Annotated in this window: 18 protein-coding genes; 16 read left to right on the top strand and 2 right to left on the bottom strand. The window is 49.7% G+C overall.

Annotated features, from left to right (window positions below; all coding sequences use genetic code 11):
• The first annotated feature begins 41 nt into the window (after positions 1–41).
• From VOA_RS00055 to VOA_RS00105, 11 genes are all read left to right on the top strand, one after another.
• The gene (locus VOA_RS00055; protein ID WP_001112975.1) at positions 42–1,865 is read left to right on the top strand and encodes a CBS domain-containing protein; all 1,824 of its coding nucleotides are present in this window, start codon (positions 42–44) and stop codon (positions 1,863–1,865) included.
• Positions 1,866–1,873: 8 nt separating this feature from the next.
• Positions 1,874–2,503 carry a 3'-5' exonuclease gene (locus tag VOA_RS00060; protein WP_001104322.1) on the top strand — a complete coding sequence of 210 codons (630 nt, stop codon included), beginning with the start codon at positions 1,874–1,876 and terminating at the stop codon, positions 2,501–2,503.
• A 202-nt stretch (positions 2,504–2,705) separates the two neighbouring features.
• Complete coding sequence (gene acs, locus VOA_RS00065) at positions 2,706–4,655, top strand: acetate--CoA ligase (RefSeq protein ID WP_001287256.1); 1,950 nt, start codon at positions 2,706–2,708, stop codon at positions 4,653–4,655.
• A 381-nt stretch (positions 4,656–5,036) separates the two neighbouring features.
• Positions 5,037–5,486 (top strand): type II 3-dehydroquinate dehydratase, encoded by a 450-nt coding sequence (gene aroQ / locus VOA_RS00070; protein WP_000125572.1) that lies wholly within the window; start codon positions 5,037–5,039, stop codon positions 5,484–5,486.
• Between the two features lie 59 nt (positions 5,487–5,545).
• Positions 5,546–6,004: an acetyl-CoA carboxylase biotin carboxyl carrier protein gene (gene accB / locus VOA_RS00075; protein WP_000354612.1), complete on the top strand. Its 459-nt coding sequence runs from the start codon at positions 5,546–5,548 to the stop codon at positions 6,002–6,004.
• A 13-nt stretch (positions 6,005–6,017) separates the two neighbouring features.
• Complete coding sequence (gene accC / locus VOA_RS00080; RefSeq protein ID WP_000884886.1) at positions 6,018–7,361, top strand: acetyl-CoA carboxylase biotin carboxylase subunit; 1,344 nt, start codon at positions 6,018–6,020, stop codon at positions 7,359–7,361.
• 278 nt (positions 7,362–7,639) lie between these two features.
• Positions 7,640–8,527, top strand: coding sequence for a 50S ribosomal protein L11 methyltransferase (gene prmA, locus VOA_RS00085; protein WP_001145809.1), 888 nt, complete (start codon positions 7,640–7,642; stop codon positions 8,525–8,527).
• A 139-nt stretch (positions 8,528–8,666) separates the two neighbouring features.
• On the top strand, positions 8,667–9,635 hold the full coding sequence (dusB, locus tag VOA_RS00090; RefSeq protein ID WP_032468445.1) for a tRNA dihydrouridine synthase DusB: 969 nt from the start codon (positions 8,667–8,669) through the stop codon (positions 9,633–9,635).
• A gap of 23 nt (positions 9,636–9,658) precedes the next feature.
• On the top strand, positions 9,659–9,955 hold the full coding sequence (gene fis, locus VOA_RS00095; RefSeq protein ID WP_000462885.1) for a DNA-binding transcriptional regulator Fis: 297 nt from the start codon (positions 9,659–9,661) through the stop codon (positions 9,953–9,955).
• A 138-nt stretch (positions 9,956–10,093) separates the two neighbouring features.
• Complete coding sequence (locus VOA_RS00100; protein ID WP_000163089.1) at positions 10,094–11,092, top strand: substrate-binding domain-containing protein; 999 nt, start codon at positions 10,094–10,096, stop codon at positions 11,090–11,092.
• A 266-nt stretch (positions 11,093–11,358) separates the two neighbouring features.
• Positions 11,359–13,884 (top strand): dermonecrotic toxin domain-containing protein, encoded by a 2,526-nt coding sequence (locus VOA_RS00105; protein ID WP_001171803.1) that lies wholly within the window; start codon positions 11,359–11,361, stop codon positions 13,882–13,884.
• A gap of 138 nt (positions 13,885–14,022) precedes the next feature.
• Here the strand turns inward: VOA_RS00105 and edd are convergent, their stop codons facing one another.
• Positions 14,023–15,819: a phosphogluconate dehydratase gene (gene edd, locus VOA_RS00110; protein ID WP_000581776.1), complete on the bottom strand. Its 1,797-nt coding sequence runs from the start codon at positions 15,817–15,819 to the stop codon at positions 14,023–14,025.
• Complete coding sequence (locus VOA_RS00115) at positions 15,816–16,334, bottom strand: gluconokinase (protein ID WP_000919100.1); 519 nt, start codon at positions 16,332–16,334, stop codon at positions 15,816–15,818. Before VOA_RS00115 ends, edd begins: the two co-directional genes overlap by 4 nt.
• A gap of 153 nt (positions 16,335–16,487) precedes the next feature.
• Between VOA_RS00115 and VOA_RS00120 the strand changes: the two genes are divergently transcribed.
• From VOA_RS00120 to VOA_RS00140, 5 genes are all read left to right on the top strand, one after another.
• Positions 16,488–17,864, top strand: coding sequence for a GntP family permease (locus VOA_RS00120; protein ID WP_000371405.1), 1,377 nt, complete (start codon positions 16,488–16,490; stop codon positions 17,862–17,864).
• Between the two features lie 12 nt (positions 17,865–17,876).
• A complete protein-coding gene (locus VOA_RS00125; RefSeq protein WP_000151472.1) occupies positions 17,877–18,482 on the top strand; it encodes a bifunctional 4-hydroxy-2-oxoglutarate aldolase/2-dehydro-3-deoxy-phosphogluconate aldolase in 606 nt (201 codons plus the stop codon).
• Between the two features lie 267 nt (positions 18,483–18,749).
• Positions 18,750–20,792 (top strand): TonB-dependent receptor, encoded by a 2,043-nt coding sequence (locus VOA_RS00130; RefSeq protein WP_000338193.1) that lies wholly within the window; start codon positions 18,750–18,752, stop codon positions 20,790–20,792.
• 72 nt (positions 20,793–20,864) lie between these two features.
• Positions 20,865–21,482: a PepSY-associated TM helix domain-containing protein gene (locus VOA_RS00135; protein WP_000820626.1), complete on the top strand. Its 618-nt coding sequence runs from the start codon at positions 20,865–20,867 to the stop codon at positions 21,480–21,482.
• A gap of 190 nt (positions 21,483–21,672) precedes the next feature.
• On the top strand, positions 21,673–23,313 hold the full coding sequence (locus VOA_RS00140) for a methyl-accepting chemotaxis protein (protein WP_000205018.1): 1,641 nt from the start codon (positions 21,673–21,675) through the stop codon (positions 23,311–23,313).
• Positions 23,314–23,331: the final 18 nt, after the last annotated feature.

Genomic DNA, 23,331 nt, shown 5'->3' with positions numbered 1-23,331 from the left:
TGTCACACTTAGTGAACCTGCCCCACTGATGAGTGCGCTCTATGCCAGATAAATTCAATATGCAGTCACCGCCGTTCAACCGACTGACGGTCGAGCAGCAGCACCAACTGCGTAGCGCTTTGGATGTCGCTTACTTCCGTCAGCGTGATGTGCTGATTGATTCCAAGCAACCGACCACTCATCTGCACATTCTGATCAAAGGTACGGTGGAAGAACGCAGCCCGGACGGAAAAGAAGTGTTTGCCCACTATGCCAATGATGATCTGTTTGATGTCCGAGCCATGTTCGACGAGCACAGTAAACATCAATACATCGCGCTGGAAGACACCTTATCCTACCTACTGCCTAAGCAGACTTTTTTGGCGCTTTATCATCAAAATGGGGAATTTGCGGCTTATTTCGATAACAACCTCGCCAAACGGCAAGCATTGATTGAAGCCGCATCACAACAAAAGAACATTGCCGAATTCATTCTGACTAAGGTCGATAGCTCCATCTATCACCCGCCTTTTATTATTTCGCCTGAGCAACCGCTCAACAGTGTGACTCAACTGATGAAAGAGCGCGGAATTGATGCCGCCTTGGTCGCACTCAATCAAGATGATCCGAGATTAGACAGCACGCGTGCCCACCCTTACGCCATCATTACTCGCACCAACATGCTACACGCAGTGATGCTCGAAGGCCGCCCTTTGGATACACCTGTCGGCGAGATTGCCACCTTTCCGGTGTTTCACGTTGATGAGGGAGATTTCTTGTTCAATGCCATGGTGATGATGACTCGCCAACGCATCAAACGCGTCATGGTGTGCAATGGCAATCAGGCTGTGGGTTTGCTATCGATGATTCAAATCCTCAGTGCCTTTTCTACTCATTCCCATGTCCTGACGCTCGCCATTGCTCGAGCAACCAGTGTGGATGAACTGGCACTCGCCGCCAACAAACAGCGCGAACTGGTGGAAAATCTGATGTTACGCGGAGTGCGCACCCGTTTTGTGATGGAGCTGATTTCCGCCGTCAATGAACAGATCATTGAAAAAGCCTTTGAATTGGTAGTACCGCCCGCTTTGCACGATCAGTGCTGCCTCGTGGTTCTTGGTTCGGAAGGCCGCGGTGAGCAGATCCTCAAAACCGATCAAGATAACGCCCTGATCATTCAAGATGGCTTGGAATGGCACCAATGCCAACCCATCATGGAGACCCTCACCCATACCTTATTCCAGCTCGGCTATCCGCTCTGCCCCGGTAAAGTGATGGTCAACAACCCGAAATGGGTGCGTAGCCAAAGCGAATGGAAACGCACCCTTTCTGATTGGGTGAAAGCCGCTCGCCCCGAACAAGTGATGGACATTGCCATTTTTGCCGATGCCCACGCGGTGGCGGGAAATCGCACGCTGCTGGCACCCGTTAAAGCGCATTTGCGCCAATTGATGGCCGATCAAGAGCTGGTTCTGACTGAGTTTACTCGCCCTGCACTCAGCTTTTCGGTGCCTCTAACACTGTTTGGTAACGTAAAGAGCAGCAAACAAGGGATAGATATCAAGCAAGGCGGAATTTTCCCCATCGTACATGGGGTGCGCGCCTTAAGTTTGGAGCACGCCATCGAGGCCAATAACACCTTTGACCGAATTGAAGCCTTAGTACAAAAACGCGTTCTCGAACAAGAGACGGGCGATAACCTGAGCGAAGCATTTAAGTTGTTTTTGAAACTGCGCCTTGCTCAACAACTTGGCAATCAACACAGCACGAACCAGATCGACTTCAAACAGCTCGACCGTACCGAACGCGATTTATTGCGCCACAGCCTGCATGTGGTGAAAAAATTTAAGCAGTGGCTTGGTTATCACTACCAAATTCGTGATTGAGGTACGTAATGAACTGGTTACTGCGCCGCTATTGGCACACCAAACTCAAAGAGTCGCCCTATCAGGCACTGTTTAACACCGCTCACCACCAAGAGTACGTTTCGCTCGATTGTGAAACGACCAGCTTAGATCCCAAGCGTGCTGAGTTAGTCACCATTGCCGCGACTAAAATCGTGGATAACCGCATCCTCACCAGCCAGCCGTTTGAGGTGCGTCTTTGCGCGCCGCAATCGCTCGACTCAGGTTCAGTGCGCATTCATAAAATTCGCCATCAAGATCTGCAAGATGGCCTAAGCGAAAAAGAAGCACTGATCCTGCTCATCGATTTTATCGGCAATCGACCCTTGGTCGGATATCACATCCGTTACGATAAGACGATTTTAGACATTGCTTGTCGTAAACATCTCGGTTTTCCGCTGCCGAATCGCTTGATAGAAGTCAGTCAGATCTATCACGATAAACTGGAAAAACATCTGCCAAACGCCTATTTCGACCTGAGCTTAGACGCCATTTGTCGCCATCTTGATCTGCCTTTACAAAATAAACACGATGCACTGCAAGATGCGATTGCCGCTGCGCTGGTGTTTGTACGCCTCACCAAAGGCGATTTACCACAGTTTGTTGCACCTAGAGTGTAAACAACGGCACATTTCAGTGATCTATACCTGCTCTTTTACTGCACATTGGCCGTGAAAGCGCATCCCACCTAGGTTTCATCCTAAAGTCTAATTGTAGAAATCCCTGCTCTGACTGAGAGTTATAAGCGAAACGAATTTCCGCCTCCCGTGTTTCAAACGCGCCATTTTAGGAAATTTGCCGAATTCACAAGGAGAACCAGTAATGAGTGAAGCCCATATTTATCCGGTCAAACAGAACATCAAAGCGCATACCCATGCCGATAACGATACCTATCAGGCGATGTACCAACAATCGATCACTGATCCGGAAGGCTTTTGGGGCGAACAAGGCAAAATCGTCGACTGGATTAAACCTTTTACTAAAGTAAAGAACACCTCTTTCGACCCCGGCCACATTGACATCCGTTGGTTTGAAGATGGCACACTGAACATCTCCGCCAACTGTATCGACCGTCATCTTGCGACTCGTGGCGATCAAGTCGCGATCATTTGGGAAGGCGACGACCCAACCCAAGATAAAACGCTGACATACAAACAACTGCACCAAGAAGTGTGCCGTTTTGCCAATGCGCTGAAAGAACAAGGCGTACGTAAAGGCGATGTGGTGTGTATTTACATGCCTATGGTGCCGGAAGCGGCAGTTGCCATGTTGGCTTGTACTCGCATCGGTGCGGTACACACCATAGTATTCGGTGGTTTCTCACCAGAAGCGCTGGCGGGACGTATTATCGACTCTAACGCCAAATTGGTGATCACTGCCGATGAAGGTGTCCGTGGCGGCCGTGCCGTACCACTGAAGAAAAACGTCGATGAAGCGCTGACCAACCCAGAAGTAAAAAATATCAGTAAAGTCATGGTTCTCAGGCGTACCGGCGGCAATGTGGCTTGGCATGAACACCGTGATATTTGGTGGCACGAAGCGACAGCAAAAGTATCTGACCAGTGCCAACCGGAAGAAATGAAAGCCGAAGATCCCCTGTTTATCCTTTACACTTCAGGTTCAACCGGTAAACCGAAAGGTGTACTGCACACCACTGGCGGTTATTTGGTTTATGCAACCATGACCTTTAAGTACGTGTTCGATTACCAACCTGGTGAAGTGTTCTGGTGTACGGCTGACGTGGGTTGGATCACCGGTCACTCCTATCTGGTGTATGGCCCATTGTCGAATGGCGCAAAAACCATTCTGTTTGAAGGTGTGCCAAACTACCCAACTACAGCACGTATGAGTGAAGTAGTGGATAAACACAAGGTCAACATTCTTTACACCGCACCAACGGCGATCCGTGCGCTGATGGCCAAAGGCGATGAAGCCATTAAAGGCACCAGCCGTGACAGCTTGCGCATCATGGGCTCCGTGGGTGAACCAATTAACCCAGAAGCATGGGAATGGTACTACCGCACTATCGGTAACGAAAAATCACCGATTGTGGATACTTGGTGGCAAACCGAAACAGGTGGCATCTTGATCACGCCACTACCGGGCGCAACCGCACTGAAACCGGGTTCGGCGACACGTCCATTCTTTGGCGTGCAGCCAGCACTGGTCGATAACATGGGCGAGATTGTTGAAGGTGCAACCGAAGGTAACTTGGTTCTACTTGATTCATGGCCAGGTCAAATGCGTACTGTGTATGGCGATCACGACCGTTTTGAACAAACCTACTTCTCAACCTTCAAAGGCATGTACTTCACCGGTGATGGTGCGCGTCGCGATGAAGATGGTTACTACTGGATCACCGGTCGTGTCGATGACGTACTCAACGTTTCGGGTCACCGCATGGGTACGGCAGAAATTGAATCGGCACTGGTGGCATTCAGTAAGATTGCTGAAGCAGCGGTAGTCGGTGTACCACATGACATCAAAGGCCAAGCAATTTACGCTTACATCACGCTCAATGATGGCGTGTACCCAAGTGCTGAACTGCATAAAGAAGTGAAAGATTGGGTACGTAAAGAGATTGGTGCCATCGCCACACCGGACGTCCTACACTGGACTGATGCGCTGCCTAAAACCCGCTCTGGTAAAATTATGCGCCGTATTTTGCGTAAAATCGCCACCGGCGATACCAGCAACTTGGGCGACACTTCAACGCTGGCCGATCCAAGCGTAGTTGATCGCCTAATTGCCGAAAAAGCGCAACTTAAATAACAAACCCTGCGACTTGAAGTTGTAGCCTCAAGTCGCAAAGGGATACACCTTTGCTTGCGATTTCAAACTCCGGTGCACCTGATGGCCGGAGTTTTTCTTTTCTCTCCCCCATCTTCTGAGAAAATGTGCTGAACTTTCCTGTTCAAGCCGATTAGGCTAAGACGAATCCCTCTGGAGCGCCCAATTCTGTTAACTTCACTCCACATTTCAACCCCGAAACTGGGTGATTAGACCAGTAAATTGCTGCCATTTGTTATGAATTGGCTATAATCGTGGGCAATTTAATAAAAACTGCGAACTTTTGACAAAAACTTTATGTCGAATAAGTAAATTTGTGGGAAACTGCTTATTCACCACACAATAAAGGAAGATGGCTACACGATGACTGCAAAATCTCGCATTCTTGTTCTAAACGGACCAAACCTCAATTTATTAGGTTTACGTGAACCCGCCCACTACGGTTCACAAACATTAGAACAGATCGTATCGACTTTGCGCGATCAAGCGCAAAATGCAGGCATTGAGTTAGAGCATCTGCAATCTAACCGCGAATATGAGTTGATTGAAGCGATTCACCAAGCCTTCGGTAAAGTGGATTTTATCATCATCAACCCAGCGGCCTTTACCCATACCAGTGTTGCGTTACGCGATGCTCTATTGGGGGTGGCGATTCCTTTTATTGAAGTGCATTTGTCCAACGTTCATGCACGTGAGCCCTTCCGTCATCACTCCTACTTGTCTGATAAAGCACAAGGGGTGATTTGTGGTTTAGGAGCTCAAGGTTACGAATTCGCTTTGTCTGCCGCTATCCGAGCTTTGCAGGCTAAGTAATAAAGACACTCTGCAGCCCTTCCTGGCTGTCTTATTCACAAGATAAAAGAGAAAGAAACATGGATATCCGCAAAATCAAGAAGCTTATCGAGTTAGTTGAAGAGTCTGGCATCGCAGAACTGGAAATTTCTGAAGGTGAAGAGTCAGTACGCATCAGTCGTTACGGCGCGCCAGCTCCAGCGGCTCAGGTGCACTATGCAGCGGCACCAGCTCCAATGGCAGCACCAGCGCCTGTAGCTCAAGCAGCAGCGGTAGCAGAAGCACCTGCGGCGAAAGTGCCAGCTGGCCATAAAGTGCTTTCTCCAATGGTAGGTACTTTCTACCGTTCACCAAGTCCAGATGCCAAAGCGTTTATCGAAGTGGGTCAAAGCGTTTCTGCTGGCGATACCCTGTGTATCGTTGAAGCGATGAAAATGATGAACCAAATCGAAGCGGACAAATCAGGCGTGGTAACGGCGATTCTTGTTGAAGATGGTCAGCCAGTTGAATTCGACCAACCGCTTGTTGTTATCGAATAACCGAGGCCACCTTATGTTAGATAAAGTAGTCATCGCGAACCGGGGCGAAATTGCGCTCCGTATTCTTCGCGCCTGTAAAGAATTAGGTATCAAGACGGTAGCCGTGCACTCAACAGCTGACCGTGACTTGAAACACGTACTGCTGGCCGATGAGTCCATCTGTATCGGTCCTGCAAAAAGCATCGACAGCTACCTGAACATTCCACGCATTATCTCTGCGGCGGAAGTCACTGGTGCGGTGGCGATCCACCCGGGTTACGGCTTTTTGTCTGAAAACGCGGATTTCGCAGAACAAGTTGAGCGCAGTGGCTTCATCTTTGTAGGTCCAAAAGCGGAAACCATCCGTTTGATGGGTGACAAAGTGTCAGCGATCAACGCGATGAAAAAAGCGGGTGTACCTTGTGTACCAGGTTCAGACGGTCCATTGGATAACGACGAAGCGAAAAACAAAGCTCACGCGAAACGCATCGGCTACCCAGTGATCATCAAAGCCTCTGGCGGCGGCGGCGGTCGTGGTATGCGTGTGGTGCGTAACGAAGCTGAATTGACTAAATCGATCCAGATGACGCGCGCAGAAGCGAAAGCCGCATTCAACAACGACATGGTGTACATGGAGAAATTCCTTGAGAACCCACGTCACGTTGAAGTGCAAGTGATCGCTGACGGTCAAGGCAATGCCATTCACCTAGGTGAACGTGACTGTTCAATGCAGCGTCGTCACCAAAAAGTGGTGGAAGAAGCGCCAGCACCGGGCATCACTGAAGAGTTGCGTAAGTTCATCGGTGAGCGTTGTACTCGTGCGTGTATCGAAATCGGTTACCGTGGTGCCGGTACGTTTGAATTCCTGTACGAAAACGGTGAGTTCTACTTCATTGAAATGAACACCCGTATTCAGGTTGAGCACCCAGTGACCGAAATGATCACCGGCGTTGACCTGATCAAAGAACAGTTGCGTATCGCCGCTGGTCAACCGCTGTCTTTCAAACAAGAAGACATCAAAATCCGCGGCCATGCGATCGAGTGTCGTATCAATGCGGAAGACCCAGAACGCTTCCTACCTTGCCCAGGCAAGATTGAACGTTTCCACGCAGCGGGCGGTATGGGTGTACGTTGGGAGTCACACATTTACTCTGGCTACACCGTACCAGCACACTACGATTCGATGATCGGCAAACTCATCACTTACGGTGAAAACCGTGATGTAGCGATTGCTCGTATGCGTAACGCACTCAATGAGATGATTGTTGAAGGGATCAAAACCAACATCCCACTGCAACAATCGATCATGAAAGATGAAAACTTCCAGAAAGGTGGCACCAACATCCACTATCTGGAGAAAAAACTCGGTATCAAGTAAGCCGCCGTTTTTATTCTCATCGCGCATAGTCCAATCAACACTCCCCAAGCTACTTGGAATTGCAGGTAGGCGGCAAGTGAGTGAATCCCAATGAGCATAGGCAGACTATGTGATTGGGGTGAACGAACGTAGCCAACACCGCTGCAACTTCAAGTAGGCAGGGGATGAAGCCCACTTCGGTGGGCTTTTTGTTTTATATCTGACCACTTTCTGGCCTGAACATCAGCCGTAAATCTGCTACACTCTGCGCCAATCTAAACCCGATGAGATCTTAAGCCATGCCTTGGATTCAAATTAAACTCAATGCGACCAACGACAATGCAGAAGCGATTGGCGATATGCTGATGGAAGAAACAGGCGCTGTGTCTGTCACTTTCCTCGATGCCAAAGATACGCCTGTATTTGAACCTCTGCCGGGTGAAACCCGCCTTTGGGGGGATACCGATGTCGTCGCACTGTACGAAGCGGATATGGATACCTCGCTGATCCTTCAGCAGATCAAAGCAAGCAACATGCTAGCTGAAAGTTTTGCTCACAAAGTGGAGCAAGTGGAAGACAAGGACTGGGAACGCGAATGGATGGATAACTTCCACCCAATGCAATTTGGTCGCCGCCTCTGGATTTGCCCAAGCTGGCGTGAAGTGCCAGACCCACAAGCGGTGAACGTGATGCTCGACCCAGGCTTGGCTTTTGGTACCGGCACTCACCCCACGACCGCACTGTGCCTAGAGTGGCTGGATAACCTCGACCTGACTGGCAAAACCGTGATCGATTTTGGTTGTGGTTCGGGCATTCTGGCGATTGCCGCCATCAAGCTTGGCGCCGCGAAAGTGATCGGGATTGATATCGACCCACAAGCACTACTGGCGTCCAAAGACAACGCAGCGCGTAACGGCGTGGAAGATCAAATCGAAGTTTACCTGCCGAAAGATCAACCAGAAGGTTTGCTGGCTGATGTGGTAGTCGCGAACATTCTGGCCGGCCCACTGCGTGAGCTTTCGCCCATCATCAAAGGACTCCTGAAATCCGGTGGTCAATTGGCTATGTCTGGCATTCTGGATACGCAAGCCGAAAGCGTAGCGGAATTCTACCGTGACGATCTGGAGCTTGACCCAATCGCAGAGAAGAGCGAATGGTGCCGCATTTCTGGCCGCAAGCTAGGCTAGACAAGACTTTGAGACTTAATTGACTGATAAATCGACTATTTGGCAAAACAATTTGCCAATGCTCAAATATTAGTCTTTTCAGGCATCAAAAAAATGCGTAAAATGCGCGCCCTTGCTGGTACGAAGCTGTGAAGACGTTTTGAAAATCGGAAATCATCAACTTAAGAACAATCTGATCGTTGCCCCGATGGCGGGTGTCACCGACAGACCCTTTCGAGAGTTATGTTTACGCTACGGGGCAGGAATGGCGGTCAGTGAAATGATGTCATGCAATCCTGCGTTGTGGAAAACGGCCAAATCGCAAAACCGTATGGTACATGAAGGCGAATCGGGCATTCGCTCAGTACAAATTGCGGGAAGCGATCCACAGCAGATGGCCGAAGCCGCGCAGTTCAGCGTTGAAAACGGTGCGCAAATCATCGATATCAACATGGGCTGCCCAGCCAAAAAAGTAAATAAGAAGCTAGCCGGCTCTGCACTGCTCCGCCATCCGGATGTGATTGAAAACATCCTGAAGACGGTCGTCAATGCAGTGAATGTCCCTGTGACACTCAAAACCCGTACTGGCTGGGATACAGACAATAAAAACTGTGTCTCGATTGCTCAATTAGCCGAAGACTGCGGCATTCAGGCATTGGCTCTCCACGGACGCACCCGTGCCTGCATGTACAAAGGTGAGGCGGAATACGACAGCATTAAAGCGGTGAAAGCGGCTGTGAGCATTCCGGTTATTGCTAACGGTGATATCGATAGCCCGGAAAAAGCCCGCTACGTACTGGAGTACACCGGTGCAGACGCTTTAATGATTGGCCGTCCAGCCCAAGGACGACCATGGATTTTTCAGGAAATCCAACATTTTTTGGAACACGGCACCACAATGCCAGAACTTCCGATTTTGGAAGTGAAAGACATCATGCTTGGTCATGTAAAAGCACTCCATCAGTTTTATGGAGAGTACTTAGGCCCACGGATTGCACGCAAACACGTGAGTTGGTACCTGCAAGAGCATGAACAAGCGAGTGCGTTTCGCCGTACCTTCAACTCCATTGAGACTGCTGACCAGCAACTTGATGAGCTCGAAGGGTATTTTGATAACGTTGCATCATAATTAAGAGAAGAGCTAGACCGAATATGTTCGAACAAAATCTGACTTCAGAAGCTTTAACCGTTACTACCGTAACTTCACAAGACCAAATCACGCAAAAGCCACTGCGTGACTCTGTTAAAGCGTCTCTTAAAAATTACTTGGCTCAACTGAACGGCCAAGAAGTGACTGAACTGTATGAATTAGTTCTAGCTGAAGTTGAACAACCACTTCTGGACACCATCATGCAATACACTCGCGGTAACCAAACTCGCGCAGCAACTATGATGGGTATCAACCGCGGCACTCTTCGTAAGAAACTGAAAAAGTACGGCATGAACTAATCTTCACCGACGTTTTTTAAGCCCTGACCTTGTCAGGGCTTTTTTATTACCTTTTATTCACCACACACAGTGGTTGTACCCATTCCGTCACTTCTTCATAATGTTACTCATAACATTTTATAAAAGACTCAATAACCTATGACAAAAAAACAGCGCGCGACATTGCAAGATGTGGCGGATCAAGTTGGCGTAACAAAAATGACTGTGTCGCGTTATCTGAGAAGCCCGGATTCCGTGGCTGCGGCCACGCGGGAGAAGATAGCGCTCGCCGTCGAGGCTTTGGGATATATTGAAAATCGCGCCCCCGCGATGCTTTCTAAATCGTCCAGTAAAGCGATTGGTATTTTGCTTCCTTCCTTGTCGAACCAAATTTTTGCCTCTTTTGTGCAAGGGATTGAAGCGGTCACCAAAGCTAATGGCTATGAAACCCTGCTTGCTCACTTTGGTTACGATGAAGAGGAAGAAGAACGCAAGGTCGCTTCCCTGCTCGCTTATCAGGTCGATGGACTCATCCTCACCGAAAGCCATCACACCAAACGCACCTTGCAGATGATTGCCAACTCTGGCGTGCCGGTAGTAGAAACCATGGAGCTGCCTGTTAACCCGATTGATATGGCCGTGGGCATGGATCACGTTGAAGCCTCGTATCAGGCGGTGAAGAAAATCATCGCAGCGGGCAAACGTTCGATTGCCTATTTCGGCGCACGGCTCGATACCCGTACCAAACTGCGTATGCAAGGTTACGATCGTGCGATGCAAGAAGCAGGGTTGCCAATTAAACATGTATTAACCGGTTCACACTCCAGCTTCTCTCTCGCCGCTCAGTTGCTTGATGAAGCCTTCACTCGTTACCCCGATCTGGATGGCGTGTTCTGCACCAACGATGACATTGCGATTGGTACTTTGTTGGTGGCGCAACAACGCGGCATTCGAGTTCCCGGACAGCTTTCCGTGGTGGGCTATAACGCCTTGGACATCGGCCGCACTATTACCCCGAAGCTGACCAGTGTGGATACGCCACGTTATGCGATTGGTGAAAAAAGTGCCGAGTTACTGATTGCCGCACTCAAAGGTGAACGCACTGAAGAATCGGTGGTCGATATGGGTTATCGCTTCACACAAGGTGACAGTATCTAAGCCATATTTTCCACTAACACATCTCTTTCGTCGCGAGAAAAAACCTTCTCGCGATTTCATAAACTCAATAATTCACTATGGTTTTGGGTAATTTCACTACGTGATACTAGTGCCAACCTCCAACAAAAACACCTTACAGCCCAAATGACTGTGCTAGGATTCATTTGCTAGGTGAATATAAATATAAGCTTTTGATTAATTTGAATTTTCTTATTTAGAGCTTGCTTAGCATCCTTTCTTACTCTTAATCCTTTAGAGGTGAATGAATGCAAAAACAGATCATAAATCCCCTGCTACTGGTGATGGCCTTAGTGCTTCCCAATAGTGCCCTCTTAGCCAATAGCCTATTGACGAATGAAGTCAGCGCGCCGGTTGAGCAATTAAAGTTTGATAAAGCTTGGCAGCTGCATTTTGCCAAAGATTATGCAGAACTGATCCAAGCAATGCCCGACCCACACAGAGTTGCATCCCGTGAACTCAAAGCGGCTTTAATTAAGCACGGTTATCGGACTATAGACCCCGACAAGGTGTTCTATAACCGCTTTAATGGTTCAGTCAGTAGCCATCGCACTTATAATGGTTGGTCACATTACGAAACACCGATTGAATCATATACGTTGACTCAAGCCGTTTTGTTGAATGTGTTCAACGTGTATCGTGGCACCCCTTCCAATACCATCAATTCAGATACGGGAATTTATACCCAAGGAGCCACGAGCCAACATTATGATGAACGTAATGAAGTTCGTCTGCTTTCTTCCGAGCTGTGGAATATCGCGTACTACGATCTGGACATTCAAAAAACCTACAGCCAAGAACTGAAAAATTTTTGGGGAAAATACGCAAAGCGTTACACCCAATTAATTCGTGATGGCTATGCCTTTTCTGCCCACCAACAATATCGCCTTGGTTTGCTGGATCAAGCACAGTACCAATTGGCACTGTCGCTGCTCAAAAATCAACGAGCAGCGGATATTCATGTCTACCGCTTTGATATTTATGGCTACGATTCGACCGATATTCTGTTGATCGAGCAAGCAGGTAACAGTGCGGGATTACTCTATATTCCGGGGGCTCCGCAACCCTTTTTCCCCTATACCAATGAGCGACAGTTGAAAAAGCATCTGTTCACCAGTCTTAGAAACTCGGCGAATAGAACCGCTTTAGCAAAACACTTTAGCTTAGCGCTAAGACAAGATGGGACAACCTATTCAGGTGTTGATAGCGCTATAAAAGGCTTTGCCAATGGCGCGTGGGATGAAAGCTATATGATGATGAAGCATCGCCCTGTGTACGGTAACGTCTTTACTCGCATCACTGAACAGGTGAAATCCCGCCTGGAGAGCGATGGCGATACCCAAATCAAGTCCAACAGTGAAGCACAACGTGATTATTTCCTCTCTCTAACCTATAGCTTGTTAACACTGTTTCCTTTGGTCGATTTAGTCGCTCCAGAAGTTGGCATACCACTCAGTATTGGCTTCAGTAGTACCCAATTTGGCTTAAGTTTAGATAAGGCGATCCATGGAGATACGCTGGCTGAACGGTTAGAAGGTACCAAAATGAGCGCGATTAATGGTGCTATTCTCGGTGCAACCACCTTGTTTCCTGCCCTTGCCCAATATGGCCGTTCACTCGATGAATCGGTGACGGTCGCCAGTAATGCGTTAGAAAATACCGTTGTGATCAATCGCGGTTTCCCAAAAGAAGACATGCCCAATTTTATCGCTATGCCACGCATCGTCACCCACCCTCAAACAGGGGAAGAGCTGATTGGCGTGAAACTGACGCAAAGTGGCCGTGGTGCGCTACTCAAACCCAATGGTTGGGGTTATTACCTAGAAGTGGATGCCGCGAGCGGCCGTGTACTGAATACTCCCCCGATCCGACGCGCCATCAATCTGGAAACGGGGGAACCGCGATGGTTAGAGAATTCGGGGCAATTGGGGGGCGGAGATGACCTCACTTCGGAGAACAACAGTCACCGCAGTGAATTACCCGATATCCTATTACCGGAAGACCTGCCTGAACGTCCTGGCTTGGGTGGCTCAGGCTATGCCGATATGACAGGGGGACGTGATTTAGAAGCAGCACGTGACTTCTGGGAGCTCGAGCAAAAAGTCGACCCGATGGCTTATCTGACTGATGTCAAAGCACTGCACCGAATCAATCAGCAAGCGCAACAAGAGATCCTCAACGTACCGTTTTTGCGCACCTATCAGCCTGAACTCAGAGGTTCTATGGTGTTTAGAGGCGATACTCGCTTGCCGGATGAAATCTTCCACTCAGGTTTTAATCGTAGAGCTATACCGGTGCAATATGTACAAGCCACGTCACATACTAATGGCATAATCGGTGTCGTATCGACCAGTACTGAACCATCCGTCGCCGTTAACTTTGGTCTGGAGTATCAAAGAGGATACGTTTATGCCATTGAATTGAATAATGGTGGGACTGCAGTGCAAAGCGCGATACGTGGTCAATCCTTACATGAGATCGCCACTCTCAATATCCCACCTGAAGATATTATGTTTGCTGTCGGTCCCTTTAACGCACTCAACTCTGGCTACCGAGATGTGATTGAAAATGAAGAGCTGAGAACGGCAGAGCTGTTGATTAATCCACACTCCATGGCCACACCAGAGGTTGCAAAACGTGCATTTGATCGGTTAAAGGGCACCCTCAAATACGATTTAAGCCCCGAGCTTTCCTTTGAAGAACGTTATGCCAATCGCGCCGATTTGCTGTGGCATGAAGATGAAGCACCTGCAATACCCAGCACTCAGCCTTAGCCATTTAGGCTAGCCATTTAGGCTAGCCATATCTTGCTGAGTCAGTGGGATAAAATAAAACCCGCAGAAGATACTCTTCTGCGGGTTTGCTTATCAAAAACACGAGTCATTTATACCCAGAGCTGACAACGCCGGCACTTAAACAATAAAACTCGCGCCCTGTTCAGCCGAAGAAACCGCTTGGCGCATCACTTTAAATAGCTCGCGTCCCCACATTTGTTGATCGAGCTCGGTATCTAATGCCAAAGCTTGGCGATGGCTCATGTCGGTCCGATTTTCGAGTGTTCCCGTGCTGCAATCTAGGCGCACTAGGTCACCATCACGCACTAAGCCAATCGCACCACCGCGCACCGCTTCCGGTGATACATGAATCGCGGAAGGAATTTTGCCTGATGCACCGGACAAACGACCATCCGTCACTAACGCGACTTTAAATCCGGCCTTTTGCACGTTGCCCAAAATCGGCATTAATTTATGCAATTCAGGCATACCATTTGCCGCTGGGCCATTATGAGTCACCACCACGATGCAATCTTTATTCAGCTCGCCACGCTGGTACGCCGCTTCCACTTCATGCTGACACTGAAATACCACAGCGGGCGCTTCAATGATGCGCTGGTCATCTTTCACCGCCGAGACTTTAATCACCGCGCGCCCCAAGTTACCGCTGAGCACTTTGGTACCTCCAGTGGTTTGGAAGCACTCGCCACTGGCGGCAATCACTTGGGCATCACGTGTGCCTTCGCATGGTGACCAACGCAGCTCGCCCTCCACCAACTCAGGCAGTGATAGTTGATCACTAAACTCACCAAATACAGGCGTTACATCCGCATGCAGTAATTGGGCTTCATGCAAACGCTTCATCAACGCCGGAACGCCACCCGCTTGTTGGAAGGCATTCATATCCGCTGGGCCATTCGGGTAAACCTTAGCCAGTAGTGGAACGACATCCGACAGATCACTGATGTCCTGCCACGTCAGCAAAATCCCCGCCGCACGTGCGACTGCCAACATATGGATGGTGTGATTGGTACTGCCGCCAGAAGCCAGCAGAGCCACAATACCATTGAGTAGGCTTTGCTCGGTGACCACTTGATAGAGTGGGCGATACTGCGCAGAGCCTTGCGTCATGCTGGCAATTTTTACGGTCGCAGCATCATTGAGGGCTTGGCGTAGCGCCGAATGTGGATGCACGAACGCCGAGCCCGGCAGCATCAGCCCCATGGCTTCAAACACCAATTGGTTGGTGTTGGCAGTGCCGTAGAAAGTACAAGTACCCGGCGCGTGGTAAGCCTGACACTCCATATTCAGTAGTGCGTCTTTACCCACTTCACCCGCCGCATACTTCTGGCGAATATCCACCTTCTCTTCATTGCTGATGCCAGTTGCCATTAAACCAGCAGGCATAAAAGCGGTTGGCAGATGCGCATAAGAAAGTGCGCCCATCAATTGGCCCGGCGCGATTTTGTCACAAATACCAAGCAGTAAAGTGGCATCAAACACATTGTGACTGAGGGAGAGTGCGGTTGCCTGCGCAATCAAATCACGCGAAAACAGCGACATATCCATGCCCGGCTGACCTTGAGTCACGCCATCGCACATCGCAGGTACACCACCCGCCACTTGCGCAGTGTGGCCGTACTCGGCCAAGACACTTTTGATGCGATCGGGATAGTGCTGATAAGGCTGATGCGCACTGAGCATGTCATTGTAGGAAGTCACAATCGCCACATTGCTGCGCGTGAAATCGAGAATCGCTTTTTTCTCTGTACTGCAAGAGGCCGCAACCGCATGCGCCAAGTTGCCACAAGAAAGTGAGTTGCGCCCTTTGCCCGCTTTTTCTTGCGCTTGGCTGCGCGCAATGAAGGCGGCACGTGCTTCTCGGCTGCGCTCAACCAGATTCTGAGTAACCTTGGCTAAAACCGGATGAATCATAACGCCCCCTGCTGCTCTTCTAAGGCAAGAAGGGCGCACTGCACAACTTCAGCAACTTCACCATCAATGGGGATGATCAGGGTTTGCGGCTCACCATCCGGGCGCTCTAAGGTTTCAAACTGACTATTGACCATGTTCTCTTTCATGAAATGACCTTGGCGAGCACGCATGCGTGCCATGATCAGCTCTTTCGAACCGTCCAAGAACAAGAAAGTCACATTTTGGTTGCCTTCGCGGATCTGGTCGCGGTACTGCTTTTTGAGTGCCGAGCAGACAATCACGCCGTGTTCATTTTTACTCTCAAGGCTGTAAGCGGCATCGCGAATTCGCTCTAACCAAGGCTTACGATCTTCATCATTGAGCGGCAGGCCGGAGGCCATTTTCTGAATATTGGCACGCGGATGGAGATCATCCCCATCAATGAATTTACGCCCGCTCTGCTTTGCCAATAACTCACCAATGGTGCTTTTACCGCAAGCACAAACCCCCATCACAATGATGCTACTACCGGCCATAACGACTCCTTAATACCAAACTTGCGCGTGATCGCATTTTTAAAATTCACTTCGAAATATGGGTTTATCTTATTAATGTTATGGGTAACATGTTACCGGTAACTTCACTAAATGTGAGCTATAACACAAACTATAAATCTGGACGGTGAACTCATGGACCCCTTACTACAAACCTCTGATCCTACGTATCTATTATCTGTGGCGGCGGTTGCCATTATTGCGCTACTGCTGCTGATTATTCGTTTTAAAATCCACGCTTTTGCTTCACTGACACTCGTCAGTTTAGGCACAGCGATTGCCACTGGCGTGGCGTCTGACAAAGTGGTTTCGACCATGATGAGCGGCTTTGGCGGCACGCTGGCCTCAGTGGCTCTGCTGGTCGGCCTTGGTGCCATGATTGGTAAAATCTTGGAAGTGACTGGCGGGGCGAAAGTGCTGGCAGACACACTGATCGGCCGCTTTGGTGAACAGCGCGCGCCGTTTGCGCTGGGCGTGGCATCTCTGCTGTTTGGCTTCCCCATCTTCTTTGATGCGGGTCTGATCGTGATGATGCCGATCATCTTCAGCGTCGCGAAACGCTTTGGTGGCTCACCACTGAAATACGCACTGCCTTCAGCAGGTGCGTTTGCAGTCATGCACGCGTTTGTACCGCCACATCCGGGACCAGTTGCGGCGGCAGAACTACTTGGTGCAAACATCGGCTTGCTGCTAATTGTTGGTTTGCTCGTGGCTATTCCTACTTGGTACTTGGGTGCTTACCTATTTGGCCTGTATGCCGGTAAAAAATTCGACATCCCACTGTCTAAAGCCTTCTTCAATACCGATGCGATCATTGATGAAGCCAAACTGCCAAAATTCGCCACGGTAATGACCATTCTGGTATTGCCTGTGCTGCTGATTTTCATGGATACCGGTTTGAACACCCTAGCGGTAGCGGGCATCATCGATGGTAAAACACCTGTGGTGGAATTCCTGCGTATGCTGGGCAAAACACCGATTGCTCTACTGATCACTTTGCTGGTTTGTTTGGCGGCGTTTGCCAAAGATTACGGCATGGCACGACTGGAAAAACTGTGTGGTGATTCTCTTGCACCAATCTGTGCGGTGATTTTGGTGACTGGTGCTGGCGGCATGTTCGGTGGCGTACTGCGCGCGAGCGGCATTGGTAGCACACTGGCGAATGTGTTGTCTGACACCGGTATGCCAATTGTGATTGCTGCGTTTGTGATTTCCACCTGTTTGCGTGTGGCACAAGGCTCAGCAACCGTAGCGCTGACCACCACAGCAGCCCTAATTGCACCTACTGTAGCGGCGACCACTGGCCTGTCAGAACTTGACCTGTGCTTTATCGTGATTTCGATTGCCGGCGGTGCTACTGTGCTTTCACACTTTAACGATTCTGGTTTCTGGCTGGTTTCACGTTTGATGGAGATGGATGAAAAAACCACTCTGAAAACTTGGACTGTGATGGAAACCCTTTTGGGCGGTATCGCCTTCCTGATTGTGGCAACACTCAGCTTTATTCTGTAGAGGTATGGACTCATGACCATTGAACAACGATTAAGAGCGATCAAAATCGTCCCTGTTATTGCGATTAACGATGTCGCTCACGCACTGCCACTGGCCAAAGTGTTGGTTGAAAACGGTTTGCCTTGTGCAGAAGTGACTTTCCGTACGGAAGCGGCGGCAGAATCAATCCGCATCATGCGTGAAGCTTACCCTGAGCTGCTGATCGGTGCAGGCACTGTGCTGACTAGCGCACAAGTGGACGAAGCGATTGCAGCAGGTGCCGATTTCATCGTGAGCCCGGGTCTGAACCCAACCACAGTGAAATACTGCCAGCAGCGTCAAATCGCGATCATCCCGGGGGTTAACAACCCAAGTTTGGTTGAACAGGCAATGGAAATGGGTCTACGTACTCTGAAGTTCTTCCCTGCTGAGCCTTCAGGCGGCATTGCGATGCTTAAAGCGCTCAGTGCGGTTTACCCAGTCAGCTTCATGCCAACGGGTGGCATCAATCCAAACAATGCTCAAGAGTATCTGGCGCTGAAATCCGTCGTGGCTTGTGGCGGCACTTGGATGGTTCCAACTGACCTGATGGACAAAGGCGAATGGGATGCGCTAGCGGAGCTCGTACGCAACGTCTAAATCAGAGACTGCAATAGAATTACGAAGACCAAGCCATGCTTGGTCTTTTTTTTGCGCAGTATTTATACAAAACCACATATGAGTTCTTAGGCTAGACCTTTCATTTTTCTGCTCATTCCTCGGCATGGTCAAAATTCACCCACTCAATATCAAGTGCTGAAATAACACTTGAATCAATAATGAAAATTACTATCATTTGCAATTCATTTTTAGAGTGAATGTATTTTACCCTATCCATTGCCCAATAATAAATAGAGTTCATCTTTTATGTGTTACTTTGCTCGCCCAAAGACCTTAGTCTGTCTCGCGGTTCTTGCTGCCACCGCATCGGCTCACGCCGAACAAGAAACCTTAGTTATCACCAGCCAACAAAGCCAACTGCCAGAAGTGGCCACCGCCACCCGCACCGCAACACCGGCGAAACTGGTACCACAAACTATTGAGTCACTTTCAACAGATGAATTGACCGCTTTTGGCGCGCCCAACCTGAGTGAAGCCTTGGTTGGGGTACCAGGCGTTAACGCCAGCGGCGATACCCGTTTTGATGGTGTCACCATTCGTGGCTTTTCTGCCAATAACGATTTTTACCTCGATGGTTTTCGTGATGACATGCAATACACGCGCGATCTCGGCAACATAGAACGTGTCGAGGTGCTCAAAGGCCCAGCCGCGGTTCTGTATGGCCGTGGCAGCACAGGCGGTATCATCAACCGCGTCAGCAAAGTACCGCACACAGGTGATGCCGCGAGTGTTTCCGCACGAATTGGCAGCCATGATTACCAACGCCTTGCCGCGGATCTCAATGGTGAAGTCAATCAGCAAGTGCAAGTTCGCCTGAATATCGCTCAAGAAGATTACGGCAGTTTCCGTCAAGGTGTTGAAGGCAAACGCACTTTGCTTGCCCCTTCTCTCAACTGGGACATCAATGATGACTTAAGCTGGCTTATCCAGTATGAACAGCATTCCCATCACCGCGTGCCAGATCGTGGTATTCCTGCGGTGAACGGCAACCCTGCCGATGTTCCGGCGAGCAGCGTTTACAGCGATACCAGCCGTGACTTTATTGATGATGATGTGGCCACCACGCGCTCACGCATCACTTGGGCGTTCCACCCAGAATGGCAACTGCGCCAACAACTGAGCTACACCAAGCTCGATAGCCAGTTTGATAACACTTACGTGACGAACGTCAGTGGTGATCAAGTGAGTCGCAGCCGTTGGCAGCAAGATCTGCAAGCCAATAACCTGATCAGCAATACCGAAACAGAAGGCACCTTCAACACAGGTCCGATTGCCCACCGAATTTTGATCGGCTTAGAGCAAGGCTGGCAGGAGCGCTCGCCGAAACTGTATCGCAACGCCAACAGTATCCCGAGTGGCAACCTGTACCAACCGGATTCACTGCCGACTTACAATGGCCCAATGTCGCTATTTAGTGATGCCAACCATAAGGTTCGTAGCTACGGTATTTATGTCCAAGATCAGCTGCAATGGGGAGATTGGATTGTGGTCGCGGGTCTGCGTCACGATGATTTCACCATCACCACCCATCGCAACGACACCAATAAAGAAGAGACACTCTCTTCAAACAGCTTGAGCCCACGTTTGGGCGTGGTATGGAGCCCAGTGCAAGAACATGCGCTGTACGCTTCCTACTCACAAACCTTTACCCCAGTGGGCGGCGGTTTAATTGGGATTACGCCGGGAGACAAAAACAACCAGCTCGATCCTGAACACTCGCGCCTGTATGAGACTGGGGTAAAAAGCGATTGGTTTGATGGCCGCATCTCAACCACCTTGTCCGTTTATCGCTTAGAAATGTATAACCGCCGCACGCGTGATCCGCTCGATCCAAGCCGTTATGTACTCACTGGTTTACAACGCACCGATGGTATTGAACTGAGCAGCCGTGCACTTCTGACCGATGAATTTTCTCTGCGTGGCGGCATGGGTCTGCAAGATGCGAAATATGTCGAAGCCGATACCAATGAACAAGGTAAACGCCCTACTAACGTATCACGCCTCAACGGCGAGCTGTTTGTGGCTTACCAATCGGCAAGCGATGGCTGGTTCGGTGAAACCGGTTTTGTGGCGGTAGGTGATCGTTATGCCGATCGCGCTAACACCACCAAACTCCCCGGATACGCTCGTTTTGATGCTCGTGCTGGCTACCAATGGCAGGCATGGCGTGCTCAATTGAGCATCGAGAACTTACTCGACAAAGCTTACTACCTGAGTGCCACCAGCAGTTCACAAATTCAACCAGGTGCGCCACGCGAGTTTTACCTCACCGCGTCTTACCAGTTCTAAACACCGACATTCTCTCGATTTTCAAGTCGAAAGGGCATACACAGGAGAGCTGGCCTAACGGCCAGCTTGATGATGAAACGACATCGCTTACCACTACACAACAACAAATGGGTACGCCGCCTGCACGCATGGTGTGGCTTTTTCACATTGCTGCTGATGCTGTTGTATGGAATCACTGGCTTATGGCTATCGCACCGCGCAGTCTGGCCATTGCCCGGCCCGCACACCAGCAAGAGTGAAGCGCAGTTGCTCTTAACTGAACCACTGAGTTCGGTAGACGCTTTCCAAGCTCACCTCTTTGCCCAATTTGGTCAAAAAGATTGGACGGTACGTGAAACCACCGCGCAATCTTTACCCACCCCAGAGCAACCTTTGTTAATTCCTGCTCGTTGGGAAGCGCGATCCACCACGGTAACAGAGACTTACAGCGCCCAATACGTACCCGGAACCTTGCTGATTCAGACTCAACAACAGCAGGCCAATTGGGCAGCGGTACTCAACCGCCTGCACCGAGGTATGGGGACAGGTGTCGGCTGGCAGTTATTTTCTGATCTTGCAGCCCTAGCCATGTTGCTGCTCGCACTCACTAGCTTACTGATGTGGACCAAACTCCACGGTTCCCCAAAGCGGGCTGGATGGCTACTCATCGCGGGCGTGATCGCCACTGGCTGCTTCGCTGCGTTTGGCTAACTCAAATTTTTATTCATCGCAGGCAAGCTTATTTCAACTCGCTGATCAGAAAAGAAATCTGACACTGTGCACAACTTCACCAGATTGCCTCATTGGTCGCATTTACCACGCTATGAACATTTTGTTACAGTCTTGCATGCGATGAAAATTTAATCACCGCATGCCTGTCATATCTCAAGGAGTGATGCTTATGACTTCTGTTAGCTTGCGCCGCATCTCGATTCGTAATCGACTCTTTTTTCTTACTGCTGTCATTTTATTACTGCTCTCGGTTCCGTTTGCCGTGACCATTCAGGATTACCAACAAGACCTGATGATCGCCAAACAGACCAAAACTCAGCACATGACGGAAAGTGCCTACACTTTGCTGGCATATTATGCACAGCAGGAAAAACTCGGCACCTTAACCACAGAACAAGCGCAACAGGCTGCGAAGCAGGCGATTGCCGCTCTGCGTTATGGTGACAACGATTACTTCTGGATTAACGATGCCACCCCAAGCATGGTGATGCACCCACTGAAACCTGAACTCGATGGTAAAAATCTCAGCGAGTTCAAAGATCCCAACGGTAAGGCTCTGTTTGTGGAGATGGTCAATGTCACCCGCAGAAATCAACAGGGGCTGGTGGAATATCAATGGCCAAAGCCGGGGGCAGATAGACCCGTTGATAAAATCTCTTATGTGAAACTATTTCAACCTTGGGGCTGGATTATTGGGACAGGCATTTATGTGGATGATGTCAATTCCATCATTTTGAACCGCATGAAATCCATCTTACTGCTGTTTGGCGGAGCGGTGATTTTGATGCTCGGACTGGCAATGGTGATTGGACGCAGCATAGTGCAGCCTTGCCGTGACACGCTGCAAGCGTTGCAAGATATCGCGCAAGGTGAAGGAGATCTCACCCGTCAATTGACTGTACAGGGCAAAGATGAATTGGCGATGATCGCCCACTCTTTTAACCAGTTCACTGCTAAGATTCGCTATATCGTACAAGATATTACGCCAGTCACTGAGAGTGTCACCGGTTCCGCTGATGAACTCACCCAAGTGGCACAGAGTGCTTCCAGCAAAGCCTACGAACAGCATCAAGCGGTGGATACCGTGGCCTCGGCGATGAATGAGTTGCATGCCTCAAACCAAGAGGTCGCCCAAGCCGCTAGCCAAGCCGAACAAGCAGCCCGCAGTGCTGACAGTGCTGCAAGCCAAGGCCGACAAGCGATCAATCAAACCTCTTCGCACATGCAAACCCTGCGTGATCAACTGACTCGTACCGAACAAGAAACTCAAGTGCTGGCCAGTGAAACGCAATCGGTCAGCGCGGTATTAGAAGTGATCCGCGGCGTGGCCGAACAAACCAACCTTCTCGCCCTCAACGCCGCAATTGAAGCGGCGCGCGCTGGCGAACAAGGCCGCGGTTTTGCGGTGGTAGCGGATGAAGTACGCACCTTGGCCACTCGTACTCAATCCAGCACCAATGAAATTGAGCAGATCATTAGTGGCTTGCAAAAGAAAGCGCAAAGCGTCAGTCAATCCATGACTCAGACTCAACAGCAATCACGAGTCACTCAGCAGCAAGCCGAACAAGCGCAGCAGATGCTCAAGGAGATTGAAACCGAGATCCAAACCATCTTGTCTTACAATCAACACATCGCCGAAGCCAGCGCGCAGCAATCTGAGGCCACCAACGAAATCACCCGTAACTTGACTCAGATTGCAGAGCACAGCACGCAAGCCTCTGCGCAAGCCAACCAAGTGGCGGCCGCCAGTGAGCAGTTGATGGAAAACGGTCAGCAACTCGCTCGCAGTTTTGCGGTGTTTAAGATCTGATCCGCTTTGCCCTGTTTC

Origin of the sequence: Vibrio sp. RC586 (genome assembly GCF_000176715.1) — a bacterium.
Lineage (GTDB): Bacteria > Pseudomonadota > Gammaproteobacteria > Enterobacterales > Vibrionaceae > Vibrio.
Note: the sequence above shows the minus strand (reverse complement) of the source record. Positions and strands in the feature narration are given on the sequence as shown.